We start from the raw sequence: 12,942 nt of genomic DNA on the forward strand, positions 1-12,942 counted from the left end.
AGCCGCAACAGACTTGCTGTCTGTCGTCGGACCGGGACCCCCGGGTCGGACGCGGTATGGAGGGGATACCACGTACGGCCTCGGGGGTTCTGCTGTTGCGATCGCCTACTCTGGTCGCAATGTCCGAACCGATTCATGTGCTGCTGCTCTGCTGGCGCGACACCACGCACCCGCAGGGTGGAGGCAGTGAACGCTATCTCGAACGCGTCGGCGCGGAACTGGTCGAGCGCGGCATGCGAGTGACGCTTCTGACCGCCGCCTACGATGGCGCGCCGGCGATCGAGCACCGGGCCGGCGTGCGCATCCTGCGGGCCGGTGGTCGACTCTCGGTGTACCCGCGCGCTCTGCTGACGATCGTGGCCGCGCGGTGGGGCCGCGGCAGGCTGCCCGGTGCGCCCGACATCGTCATCGACACCCAGAACGGCATCCCGTTCTTCGCCGGCACGGTGTCGCCGGCGCCCACGGTGGTGCTGGTTCATCACTGCCATCGCGAGCAGTGGCCGGTCGCCGGACGGCTGCTCGGGCGGTTCGGCTGGTGGCTGGAATCGCGGGTGTCGCCGCGGGTGCACCGACGCAGTAGGTATGTGACGGTGTCGGGTCCGTCGGCAGACGAACTCGTCGCCCTCGGCGTGGACCGTGAACGGATCACCGTGATCCGCAACGGGATCGACGCGATCGTGCCCCAGCCGGCGAACCTCGCCGAGTCCGACGACCCGGCCGGCGGCCCGCGGTTGTGTGTGCTCTCCCGACTGGTCCCACACAAGCAGGTGGAGGACGCCCTGGCCGTGGTCGCCGAATTGCGCCACGCCCGAGCAGACGTGCACCTCGACGTGATAGGCGGTGGCTGGTGGTCGGATGAACTGCGCGACACCGCCGCCCGGCTCGGTGTGCAACGATTCGTCACTTTCCACGGCCATGTCGACGAGCCCCGCAAACATCAGCTGCTCGCCCGCGCCGACGTCCATCTGATGCCATCGCGCAAGGAGGGCTGGGGTCTGGCGGTGGTGGAGGCGGCCCAACATCGGGTGCCCACCATCGGCTACCGCAGTTCGGTCGGACTGGTCGAGTCGGTCGAGCACGGCGAGACCGGCCTGCTCGTCGACGGCGTCGACGAACTGGTCAGCGCGACAAGGAAACTGATCGACAACCCGGAGGAGGCCGCGCGCCTCGGTGGCAACGCGCAACGCAAGGCGGCCGGCTACTCGTGGTCGGCGACCGCCGACGGATTCATCGACGTGTTCGACGGGCTGCTGCAATCAGCGCCGCGACCAGTGCGATCACCGCGGTAACCGCCCAGACGAGATGGGCGACAATGGCTGTCGTCCGCGCGGCGGTGGACGCCCCGAGATCGGCGATCGGCCCGGGGATGCGATAGAGCGTCAGGTCGGCGCCGCGGAACACGACCGCCGCCTCGGCGGCGAGGGCCGATGGCGGATCGTTGTTCTCCACCACCACCCAGCCGACACCCAGCTCCGCCAGCGGCCGCGTGGAGCCACCGGCCGACAATGCCGCGTCGACGTCGGCGCCGCGCCCGGACGGCGGATCGACGACCACCGAATCCACCACCAATCGGCCGGATTCGGTGACCGGCGCGCGCACCATCCGGGGCAGCGGGTCCAGTGACGGTCCATCGGTGAACGAGTACTGCCGCACCGACCCGGTCGGCCACACCGCCACCGCGCCGTGATCGGCGGTGATCTGTGCCGAGACGGCCGCCCAGTCCGACGGGTAGGTGACCGGGGAGATCGTCCCGCCGACACCCCACGCGAGGTCGGGTAGCGGTGCGACGATCAGAAGTGTTGTGGCGGCGAGCGCGAAACCAGCGGGCACCCAGCGGCGCGCGGCGGCCACCGCGGCGGCGGTCGCAACGGCGACGAACGGCACGAGCAACGCGAGGTACTTCTGGGTGTCGCGGAACAATCCGAGTCCTGGCACGTCCACGGTGGCGGCCGACAGCGTCTCGGCGACCGGCCCGATGGCTGCCACACTCACGGCGATGGCGGTGGCCGCGGCCACCACACCCAGGGTCGCGATCACGCCGGTGTCGGGTCCCCGGTGACGCCACAACCAGACGGTGCCGGTGGCGATGACGAGCAGCAGCGCCGCCGTCGCCACGGCCGCCCACCAGATGGTGCGGCTGGCGGGAACAGCCTCGGCATTCCAGATGCCGCCCAGCCCGAGCACCGTGCCGATGGTGCCGAGTCCCGGTTCGGCACGCACGCCGAAGACGGTGAAACCGTTGTCGCCGGCGGCGATGGACGCATGGCCGACAAGTGTTGCGGTCAACCACGGTAGGGCGGCGACGACCCACCCGATCCACCAGAGGCCGAGCGTCCGCCCCCGACGGGCGGCCCCGGATCCCTCGTATCGGATTCTGCGCACACCGATCCCGGTCAGCGCGAGGAGGAGAACGCCGGACAACATCGACCCAGTCGGGGTGAAGGCGGCGGCGCAGAGCGCGGCCACCAGGTGAGTCCACGGCACCCAGCGCGGGGTTGCCTCCGACTGGCCGTCGACGGTGTCACGCAGAATGTCGCACGCCGCGGTGGCGACCCACCCGAGTGCTGCATACGAGACCAGCAGACTCCAGTGTCCCTGCAGGAGGCGTTCGGCCACATAGGGATTCCAGATCGCGACCATCGCCGCGGCAGCCGCGCCGGTGCGCCCGGCTGCGCCCACCAGGCGCAACGCCAGGCGGCCGTAGCCGACGCCGGCGCACACCAGGGCGGCGAAGGTGATCGCGACGACCACCGCACCGCCGTCGACCACCGACGACGCCATCGCGACGACCCAGTCCTGCGGGACCGCGCGCGGCGGCAGATCCCCGACGCCCAGGGTGGTGTCGGTGACGAAGGAGCGTGGGGTCGACACCGCATCGCGGTAGAGCAGGTGTCCGGACCGCAGCAGCGGCGCCATGATCAGCGCGGCCAGTGCGCCGCTGACGGCGCACAGGAGGACGACCGGGTGGCGGCGCCGGGTCATGGCCGGCTCAGTAGTGATAGGTGTCCGACGGGGCGGGCGAGTGCACCGAGTCGTCGTCGTAGTCGGAGTTCTCGATGCCGTACGCGCGGGCCAGATCCAGGATCTTGGTGGCGCGGGCGATCCGCGGCAGGTCGGAGCCGTTGCGGATCTCGCCGCCGTCGCGTTCGAACTCGGCGAAGAACTCCTGCGCCCAGCTGATCTCGTCCTGCGACGGCGACAGGCCCTCGTTGACCGGGTGGCACTGGTCGGGTGTCAGGCAGATCTTGCCGGTCATCCCGAATTCCGCGCTCACCGCGGTGGCCTCGGACAGTTTCAGCGCACTCGACCCGACGGTGGGGCCGTCGATGGCGCTGGGCAGGTGAGCCGCCTTGGCGGCGATGGTGAATCGCGACCGGGCGTAAGCCAAGGTGGCCGGGTCGTCGCCGAAGCCGGTGTCACGCCGGAAGTCGCCGATGCCGAACGCCAGCCGGAACGTGCCCTTGGCCGAGGCGATCTCGCTGATCCGTTCGAGCCCCCGTGCGGTTTCCACCAGCGCCACGATCGGCACATCCGGCAGCCGCTTGGCCGTTTCGCTGACGTGGTCGACCGACTCGACCATCGCGAGCATCACCCCGCCCACCGATGTGCTCGCCAGTGCCGCGAGATCGTCGGCCCACCACGGGGTGCCGAACCCGTTGACCCGTACCCAGTCGGAGTGTCCGGCGTCGAGCCACTGCACCACGTGGTCGCGGGCGCTCACCTTGTCTTTGGGCGCCACGGCATCCTCGATGTCGAGCACCACGACGTCGGCGCGTGACCGGTGCGCCGCCTCGAATCGTCCGGCGTGGGCTCCGTTGACCAGCAGCCAACTGCGCGCGAGTACCGGATCGATACGGAAACCGACGGGATCTGTACTGGCGGCGTCGTCGGAAAAGTTCTGGTCGTACATCGAGGCGGTGCGCTCCTGCGGCGGCGGATGGGACCTCACCATCGTTGCCTATCGCGCGTGCGGCGTGCAAAACACCGTGCCGTCCCCGGCTTGCCGGACGCGACGTGCACACTTGAGGCCATGGCCGGGCACGACGACCGCATCGCTGGACACGATCGGCGTGCTCTCGGGTCGGCTGACGTCACGACGGCCAGGGCCGAGCGCTCGGGTGTGGCCGGGGCGCTGGGCTGGGTGGCAGGTGGATCGATGGTCGCCAACGTCTGTGCCTATCTCATCCACCTCACCGCGAGCCGGTGGTGGCTCGACACCGCCGAATACGGCGAACTCGCCGTCGGCCTCACCGCGATGCTCGTGCTGACCGTCGCGGCGCTGGCCTTGCAGGCGGTGGTCGCGCGCGCCGTGGTCCACCACGCCGATCCGCGCCGGATTCGTCGCGTGACGGTACAGACGACGATTGCCGTCTGCGTACTGGTGGTGGTCGCCATCGTCCCGACTGCGTGGGTCACCTCGATGAGCATCGACACCACCTCGGCGGCCCTCGTCGCGGCGCCGATGCTCACCGTTATCGGCGCCGGTCAGGGAATACTGCAGGGGCACAAGCAGTTCCGCCTGCTCGGCTGGGTACTCGCGGCGGTCGGCGTGTTGCGCACGGCGCCGCTGATCGCTGCACTGGCCGTCGGTGCCGGTCCCGCCGGAGCGCTGGCGGCCAGCGCGTCGGGCATCGCGGTCGCCGCGGTGGTGGTGCTGTATGCGACCCGGGTGGCTCCGATCGGCTCGCCGACACCGGCCAGGACTGCACTCGGCTCGGGCGGTATCGGACTGCTCGGCGTGGTGCAGGCTTCCGGCGTGCAGTTGGTGCTGGTGGTGGCGGCGTCGGTCGACCTGCTGCTGTCGCGCACGGTGCTCTCGCCCGACGACGCGGGGATCTACGCGTTGGGGGCGATCGCGACCAAGGTGGCGTTCTGGCTGCCGCAGGCGGTGGGGGTGGTGTTCTATCCCCGCCTGGCGGACCCGGCGACGTCGCGGCGCTCCCTGGTGCATGCGGTCGGGGTGGTGGCGCTGATCGGGGTGATCCTCACCGTGGGTGCCGGGTTGGCCGGACCGTTGGTACCGGTGCTGGTGCGCCCCGACTACCAGCCGCTGGTGCCCATCCTGTGGCTGTTCGCCTACACCGGCGCGATGCTGGCCGTACTGCAGGTGGCGTTGCTGTCGGCGATCGCCCGCTCGGCGACCGGGGTGTCCGCGGTCACGTGGGTGGTGGTCGCCGCCGAGATCGCGGTGATCGTGGGCGCGGTGGACACGATCGTGGCGCTCGCGGCCACGGCGGCGACCGCGGCGACGATCGCCGCGGTCACGACGACGGTGTGGGGTCTGCGTGCGCAGCGGGTCGACGAGGTCGTCGGGGCGGCCAGCCGCGAGTGATGAGCATCAGGCCGGCCGCGATGGCCGCCAGCCCGGCGAGGGCGGCCAGGATCGGCACGACGCGACCCCAGATGGCGATCGGGGTGTTCAACGAGGTCGCGCGGTCACTCATCCGCGCCTGGGTTGGGTCGTCGTAGCCGAAGCTCGCCGACAACGCGGTCAGCCGCTGATCGGGGAGCGAGGTGTCGATGAAGCGGTAGCTCTGTTCGATGGTGATCTGCTCGTCGAGGATGGTGCCGGTGGCGGTGTCGACGGCCAATTCGGTGCGGCCGCTGTGGTGCAGGGTGGCCGTCAGTTCGCGGGCCGGGTCGACACCGGGCACCCCGAACCACGAGGCGGGCCGGGTGATGATCGTCGGCGGGGCGCTCTGCGCATCGCCGCTGATCTGATGTAGGTCGGTGTCGGGGACGTCGGCGACGAAGCGGGTGGCGTCGCGGCCGTGCACGGTCGTCGTGCCCGCCGGGCGCAGCGGCACCGTGCGCCGGGTGATGACGTCGAACCAGGTGTGTTCGGTGTCGGAGACCCCGAACGGCAGCAGATAGGTGTAGCCGGTGCGGTCGGGGACGCGAATCGGGGCGGCATTGCTGTCGTACTGGATCTCGGAACTGCCGGGCTGTCCGCTCGTGGGACCCAGGTCGGGCAGCGCCGACGTGCGGTCGAGGGTGATGCGGTCGCGGACGGCGCCCACGGTCGGATCGGTGCACTGCGCCTGCCCGGCAGGCGGCTCGGTGCCGCTGCCGGGGCGCGGGGCCTGCGGATCCACCTCGCGGTCGTCGACCCTCAGCGAGTCGGCCTGGATGGATGTGCCCGCCTGCAGGGTGACGCGGTCGGCGTCGGACGGCTGGACCGCGACGAACCGCTGCTGCCGGACGAGGTCGGCGCCGACGACCCGCGCCGACGCGGTGGCCAGCGAACACCGGTCGAACACCTGCGCCGACTCCGCGTCACCGGTGCCGGTGCTCAGGGCCGTGGTGGTGACGTCGGTGGACAGCGGAATGGTGCGCAGACCGTCGACGAACACCGTGGGCAGTGCGATCGCGGCCGCGAGCAGGAAGCCACCCACGAACAGCAGGACCGGTCCGATGAGATCAGTGGTCTGCAGACGGCTGGGCTGCACACCGTGGGGGCCGGGCGACGACATAGGGGCGAGCGTACTGACCGGCCGTGCCGGCGCCGTAGGCGTGACCCGCTGTGTGACGTCCGGCTACCCTGAGTGACCAGCATGAGCAGTATCGATCCCCCGACCAGTGTCGTTTCCGCGTCCGACGCGCCGACGGCTGCCCGCGAGGTGCGTCGGTTCTTCGGCCAGCTCGAGGGGATGCGGGCGGTCGCGGCGATCGGCGTGCTCACCACCCATGTCGCCTTCCAGACCCGGGCGGTGGAGCTCCCGGTGCTGGGCCCCCTGCTGGGGCGGCTCGATCTGGCGGTGGCGCTGTTCTTCGGACTGTCCGGTTTTCTGCTGTGGCGCCCGTGGGTGGCCGCCGCACATCGCGCCGTGCCACGCCCGCGGGTGCGCCGCTATCTGCTCCATCGGCTGGTGCGGATCTGGCCGGCGTATGTGGTGGTGGTGTTCGTGGTGCTCACCCTGCTGCCCGACGCCAAGGGCGCCGACCTCACGGTGTCGCTGGCCAACCTCACCCTGACACAGGTGTTCGTGCCGCTGTCGTTGACGGCGGGGCTCACCCAGATGTGGAGTCTGTCGGTGGAGGTCGCCTTTTACGCCTTGCTGCCGGTGATCGGGCTCGCGATGGTGCGGCTGCGCGTCGCCGACGGTGCCGGGAGCGGGCGGATCGGGTGGCGGATACCGGTGTTGTTCGGTCTCGGGGCGCTCAGCCTCGGGTGGGCTTGGATCGCGATGGTATTACCGGTGGCCGCCGGGGTGGAACCGAAGAACTGGGTGTTCGGGCATCTGCCGTGGTTCTTGGCCGGTCTGGTGCTCGCGGAGATGGTCGGCGCCATCGAGTTCGACGCCCGTCGGCCGGTGCCTCGCTGGTTGCGGGTGGTCGTCGGAATCGGTGCCCGGCGGTGGGTGATGGCCGCGCTGCTGCTCGTCGCCTACGTGCTGGCCTGCACGCCGATCGCCGGCCCCACCGGCCTGGGTGATCTCGCGCCCTGGCAGTTCGCCGTGAAGATGGTCCTCGGTGCGATCTGCGGGTTCGCGGTGCTCGCGCCACTGGTGTTGTCGGCGGGGCCGTTCCGGTTGTTGTGCTCGCGGGTGATGCTGGCGTTGGGCCGCTGGTCCTACGGCATCTTCATCTGGCATCTCGCGGTGCTGGCCGCAGTGTTTCCGCTGTTCGGGATTGTGCCGTTCAACGGCGATTTCGTGCTCGTGTGGGCCATCACCCTGGCCCTGACGATCGGGGTGTCGGCGGCCAGTTACGCCTTCATCGAGGAACCGGCTCGCCGGCGGCTGCGCACCTGGGAGAGCGTACGGGCGAATCGTCGCCGAGCCCAGCCGGATTCGTCGCCGACCACAGCCGAGAAGACCGTCGACGACACGGCGATCAACGCCGGCAACTGAACCCACCAGTCGAATCCGGTGTATCCGGTGGCGGCGTGCCAGGGCCCGCTCGCGAGGCCGAGGGTGGCGGCCACCATCGCGGCGAACACGAGGGTCACCGTGACCGGTGGGCGCGGGCTCAGGGTGATCACGCCGGTCAGCACCGCGACCATCAGACCCGCCCAGCCGGCGAGCAACCACGCCGCGCCCAGCCAGGACACCGCGGCCGCGCCGGTGAGCCAGGACTCCGAGAGGCTGGGGCCGGTGAACGGTTGCGGGTGGGGGTGGTCCGAGGTGCGCCGTGGCCACCAGGCGAGCAGCAACAGCAGCGCGGTCAGGGCCAGCCCGAGGCCGAGCGACCAGCGGTAGAGCGAGTCGAACCGGTATGTGAGGTCGATGGAACCGGCCGCACCCGCGGGCACCACCCAACCCTGCTGCCAGCCGTTCACCACCACCGGGGCCAGCTCGCGGCCGTCGAGTGAGGCCTGCCACCCGGGGTTGGTGCTCTCCGGCACCGCCAGGATGCGGTCGCGGTCGACGGCGTCGACCGCGACACCGCGGTGGGTGTCCGACCAGTCGGTGACGTCGGCGGGTACGGGCGCGCGCGATGTGCCGACGTCGGACCGGTCGGTCACCGGCAAGGAGACCTGGTCGACGCTGAATGCCGGGCCGGGGTTGACCGACAGTTCCTGTTCGCCCGCGGGCAGCGAGACCGGTTGGGAGGTACAGGGTGTGGCGACGACGGGACGGCCCGCACGCAGATCGCCGGCGGTGGTGCGCACCGACAGGCCGATCACCTGACCGGACACGGTCAACCCGATGCCGGCGTCACAGCCGATGTCGATCACCCGGTCGTCGTCGGGGGTCGGCTGCGGGCCGGGCAGGATCTGCACTTCGCTGATCCCGACCGGGGCGGCGCGGGCGAATCCGAGGCTGTTGACGTCGATGAGGTCGGTGGTCTCGGTGACGGTCAACCGAATCCGGTCGGTCACCGCCGGCGCCAGGTCGACGATGCCGTCGCGGCCGACGGTGCGTGCCTGGGTGCCTGTGCCGAGGTCGACGGTGACGCGGTGCGGCGCAGCCGGATATCGTTCGGGCAGAATCAGTCTGAGGCGCTCGACACGCTGGGCCTGCGGTAGCCGGATCACGAGCTCGGGGTCGTCGGCCTCCTCGTCGTCGGAACGCGTGGCGGGTTCGGGTGCGGTCCAGGTGGTTTCGGGGTTACCGTCCACCGCGGCACTCGCGTTGCCGCGCGGATCGTCGACGGCGGTGGGGCCGTCTGCGGTGACCTGGCCGGGGGTGTGGATCAACGCGCGCAACGCATCGCTGGATTTCGGCCGCAGCACGACCGTCGGGTCCACAGTGACCGGGGCGGGCACCGACAGGGCGCGCGTCACGATGCCCGGTGTTTCTGGGGCCAGACCGAGGCCGGGTGCGCAGCGCACGGCCGTGTCGTCGGCGACGCAGGTCGAGCGGCCGCCGAGTTCCTGGGTGAGCAGCCAACCCGAGACGGTGGTGCCGGCCGGTGGAACGGGCAGCGTCACCCGATGCCGGATCGTCATCGGTGCTTGGGTGGCCAGGTCCGCGACGGACACTTCACCGAGCGCGAACTGGTTGCCCGCGCTGCCGTCGGCGGTACTGATCGCCCGGATCTGTACCCAGCGGGTCGGGCCGCTCGGTGCGGTCACCGTGACCGGGGTACCCGGTTCCACGTTCTGGGTGACCGCGCTGCCCGATTCGGTGCTGACCAGGATGGCCGACACGTCGGAGCCCAGCGCCGGCGCTGTGGTGAGGGTGACCGCCAGATCCGAACGTGGCTCGGTGAAGTCGAGACGTAACCATTTGCCGACCGCGGCGTCGAGGCCGTCGGAGACCCAGGCGGTGTCGGGGTCGCCGTCGAAGGCCGCCGCCGATGAGTTGGCCGGCGATGTCTGGCCCAGTTGGGTTGCGTCGGAGGCAGACCCGGATGTGGTGACGCGAACCTGGCCGGGTTGGTTGTTCAGCAGCCATTCGCCGTGCACCAGGGGTTGTCCGTCGACCGGATAGTCGGCGACGGCGTTCTGGGTGCGCCGCGGGTCGTCGGGAGCGCGGATCGCCGAGCTGTGGTCGTCGACGCGACCGAAGTCGGTTTCGCGGTCGGTGGGGGTATCGGTGATCAGGACGCCGGGACCGTCGCCGAGTCCGGCGCGGCGGGCGTCGGCGGCGAGCAAGGCCGGTCCCATCGGTGGGTTCCCGGTGCGTGCCCGTTGTTCCTGGACCGCGGCGAGCGCCTCCGGTCCGCCTGCCACCCGCGGGGTGTCGCCGGCGTCGACGAGGACCGGTCCGGTGCCGGGGAATCCGGTGTCGGTGTTTACGGCATAGATCTGGATGGCCGGCATCGCCGGGCGTAACCCATTGTCCCGCATCACACCCGGTACGGCTGCCGGCCCCACGTCGGGGCCGAAGGTGGCCACCCGGTCGAGTCCCGGTGACGTGTCGAGGGCCTGCTGGGCGACCAGCGGGCGGGCCGAGCGCGACGTGTCGGGGTCGAGGTCGGCGCGCAGCACCACGAAGCCGATGCCCTGCTGGGCGAGGGTGGCGGCGAGGCCGGGGGAGCCGCGGCCGTCGGCGATCGCGCGTTGCACCGAGTCGAGGGCGCGGATGGCGCCGGGCGGGGTGAGCGGTATCGCGTCGCGCACCGCCCACGGGGTGTCGGCGAGCGGCTGCAGCGGTTCGTCGCGGGTCAGACCCCACAGTTGGTCGGCGAATGGTGCCCCCGGCACCACGAGTGTGCGGGTGGGGGCGGTCGTGTCGGGGTCGGAGCTGTGTTGCGACAGCCAGTTCGCCGTGGCGCGCCAGTAGTCGGGGATCTCCTTGTAGGTGCCCGCGGGCGCGAGTTGGCCGGTCCACATCAGCGAACCGGCGCCGATGGCGGCGACCACCACGACGATCGCCGCGGCCACCGGCCGGGACCGCTGGGGGTGGGCGAAGGAAGCCGCGGTGTCGCGAACCGACGTGGTGCCGGGCAGCGGCACGCGGGCCAGCAGATGCGCGATGCCGAGGACCAGCGGGATGCGGATGAATGGTTCGAACTTGTGGATGTTGCGCAGGAAGGCGCCGCTGCCGTCGAGGAACACCCGCACGGGTTCGGCGATGGGGGAGCCGAGTTCACCGGCGTAACCCACACACATCAGCAGCAGACCGACGACCAGCACCGTCACCAATCGTCCGCGGAAGGGCATCCGCCGCATGCACAGTCCGGCGAGTCCGGCGGCGGCCAGCACGACGGTGGCGACGACGGCGGCGGGTTGGGTGACCAGCACGGCGCCGGCGACGCGTTCCGGTGACACGAACGGTGTCCATGAGCTGGTGCCGCGCAACACCTCGGTCAGCGATGTCCATTCGGTGGTGACCCGGGACGACTCGATGAAGTCGAGGAACGGCGGACTCACCCTGGACAGGATGAGGAGCGGGATCACCCACCATGCGCAGGCCATCGTCAGCCCGAGCGCCCACCACGCGCCGAAACGCCACCAGCGGCGCACCGGCACCGTGGACAGTGCCGGCGCATGCAGCAGCCACCACAGCACTGCGACACCGAGCGCGGCGAGGGTGGCGACGGCGTTGACCGCGCCCATCAGTGCGACCGCGGCCGCCGACTGCAGAGCTGCGCGCCACACCGGGCGGTCGGGTTCGCGGGTCAGTACCCGGATCAGCGGCAGCAGCACCCACGGGGCCAGCACCATCGGCAGGGTTTCCGACGAGATCGAACCGATGGTGGTCAGGATGCGTGGGCTCAGCACGAACACGATGCCGGCGATGACCCGGGAGCCGGGGGAACCGATGCGCATCGCCTCGGCGAGTCGGACGATGCCGACGAACCCGATGACCAGCAGCAACGCCCACCACAGCCGTTGGATCACCCAGGGTGGGAGATGCAGGAGGTCGCCGAGAGCGAAGAACGCGCCATGCGGGAAGAAGTAGCCGTACGCCTGGTTCTGCACCTGGCCGAGGGGCGCGTTCGCAGACCACAGGTGGGCGGCGCGGGAGAGGAACCCGATCGGGTTGGCGGTGAGGTCGAGTTTGGTGTCGGCCGAGATCCGCCCGGGCGATTGCAGGAACGAGATGATCAGCGCGCACAGCGCTGCCACCGCGATGCCGCGGCGGGAGAGCGCGGCGTTCTTGGGCGTCGAGGAGCGAGGTACCGCTGGCGTGATAGGCGTCAGGGAGGGCCGCCCGAAGGTCAGTTGTCGGACCCGGAACCGCCGCGTGAGCCGTAGTCGACCGAGCCCTGCACGAACCCGTTGTTGGGGTTGATGCTGTTCACGTCCGTCGACGGGCTGGTCTCGGTGGACAGGAATCCGCCGAGGAACACCGCCCCGAGACCCACCACGATGCCGGCGACCCCGGCCACGGCGCCGGCGACGAGACGGTTGTTGGTCATGGCGACGAAACTACCATCGACCGGTGATGACGACGGTCACCGTGGTCGCGTGGTTCCGGTGGGCCGGTCAGCGGATCACGATCGATCCGTTGCATGCGATGGCGGGGATCGCCCAGAGTGCGTTGCTGTTGGTCGCGTTCAAGGTGATGTTGACGCGGCCCGTGCCGATCGCGGAAGTGTTGACGACGAAGTTGTGCACACCCTGATACGGCGGGCTGATGTGCGTCGTCGACCGCAGCACGCCGCGCTTGTTGGTGCGGGTGTTGTGCCAGTCGAGGCGGGCGTCGGAGCGGTAGCCGACGCCGATCCAGTAGCTGGTGAAGTCGACGGCGATGTAGGTCTTCCCGGCGTACTGCGCCACGATCGCGCGACTCGGCATGAACGGGACGTCGACGATGTTGGGGCTCAGCCCCAGGCATTGTGTCATCCGGTACTCGGTGGCGGCGGCGGCTTCTCCCGCGGCGGCAGTGGTCAGGCCGACGACCCCGGCGCCGGTGATGGCGACGGCAGCAGCGGCGGCGGCTACACGATGGCGGAGCGACTGGCGCACAGACATGGTTCCTCTTATCGACGACGACATGGCGTTCACGGATGCGGTGTCCGCTACGGGCGTTACCGGCGGCCGGGCGTGCTTTGTTAGCCACGTCACGGTTTTGTGACCGCCTTGTGATCCCGCGAGGGCTGCGG

Annotated in this window: 8 protein-coding genes and 1 pseudogene; 3 read left to right on the plus strand and 6 right to left on the minus strand. The window is 70.6% G+C overall.

The genetic code is table 11. From position 1 onward, the window contains the following. The first annotated feature begins 119 nt into the window (after positions 1-119). Entirely contained in the window at positions 120-1,289 is a 1,170-nt protein-coding gene (locus OSB52_RS06330; protein WP_266060792.1) for a glycosyltransferase family 4 protein, read from the plus strand. On the opposite strand, the gene OSB52_RS06335 is transcribed toward OSB52_RS06330, so the two are convergent. Continuing rightward, positions 1,228-2,982 (minus strand): MmpA family trehalose lipid delivery protein, encoded by a 1,755-nt coding sequence (locus OSB52_RS06335; RefSeq protein ID WP_266060793.1) that lies wholly within the window; start codon positions 2,980-2,982, stop codon positions 1,228-1,230. The two genes, OSB52_RS06330 and OSB52_RS06335, sit on opposite strands and share 62 nt — an antisense overlap. Positions 2,983-2,989: 7 nt before the next feature. Further along, positions 2,990-3,910 (minus strand): HpcH/HpaI aldolase/citrate lyase family protein, encoded by a 921-nt coding sequence (locus OSB52_RS06340; RefSeq protein ID WP_266060897.1) that lies wholly within the window; start codon positions 3,908-3,910, stop codon positions 2,990-2,992. Between the two features lie 246 nt (positions 3,911-4,156). Here OSB52_RS06340 and OSB52_RS06345 point away from each other — a divergent pair, with 246 nt between their 5' ends. Next, positions 4,157-5,332 (plus strand): polysaccharide biosynthesis protein, encoded by a 1,176-nt coding sequence (locus OSB52_RS06345; RefSeq protein WP_235723031.1) that lies wholly within the window; start codon positions 4,157-4,159, stop codon positions 5,330-5,332. On the opposite strand, the gene pgfA is transcribed toward OSB52_RS06345, so the two are convergent. Then, positions 5,262-6,473, minus strand: coding sequence for a cell envelope lipid trafficking protein PgfA (gene pgfA / locus OSB52_RS06350; RefSeq protein ID WP_266060794.1), 1,212 nt, complete (start codon positions 6,471-6,473; stop codon positions 5,262-5,264). The two genes, OSB52_RS06345 and pgfA, sit on opposite strands and share 71 nt — an antisense overlap. 177 nt (positions 6,474-6,650) lie before the next feature. On the opposite strand from pgfA, the pseudogene OSB52_RS06355 reads away from it, so the two are divergent. After that, positions 6,651-7,697 (plus strand): annotated as a pseudogene (locus OSB52_RS06355) (acyltransferase family protein); the annotation flags it as partial. An 11-nt stretch (positions 7,698-7,708) separates the two neighbouring features. On the opposite strand, the gene OSB52_RS06360 reads toward OSB52_RS06355, so the two are convergent. The 3 genes from OSB52_RS06360 to OSB52_RS06370 all read right to left on the minus strand — a co-directional run bounded on the left by OSB52_RS06360 (position 7,709) and on the right by OSB52_RS06370 (position 12,811). Continuing rightward, entirely contained in the window at positions 7,709-11,962 is a 4,254-nt protein-coding gene (locus OSB52_RS06360) for an alpha-(1->3)-arabinofuranosyltransferase (RefSeq protein ID WP_266060795.1), read from the minus strand. Positions 11,963-12,054: 92 nt separating this feature from the next. Beyond that, on the minus strand, positions 12,055-12,255 hold the full coding sequence (locus OSB52_RS06365) for a DUF2613 domain-containing protein (RefSeq protein WP_266060797.1): 201 nt from the start codon (positions 12,253-12,255) through the stop codon (positions 12,055-12,057). Positions 12,256-12,322: 67 nt separating this feature from the next. Continuing rightward, the gene (locus tag OSB52_RS06370; RefSeq protein WP_266060799.1) at positions 12,323-12,811 is read right to left on the minus strand and encodes a hypothetical protein; all 489 of its coding nucleotides are present in this window, start codon (positions 12,809-12,811) and stop codon (positions 12,323-12,325) included. Between the last annotated feature and the right edge of the window lie 131 nt (positions 12,812-12,942).

Source organism: Gordonia aquimaris (assembly GCF_026262595.1).
Lineage (GTDB): Bacteria > Actinomycetota > Actinomycetes > Mycobacteriales > Mycobacteriaceae > Gordonia > Gordonia tangerina.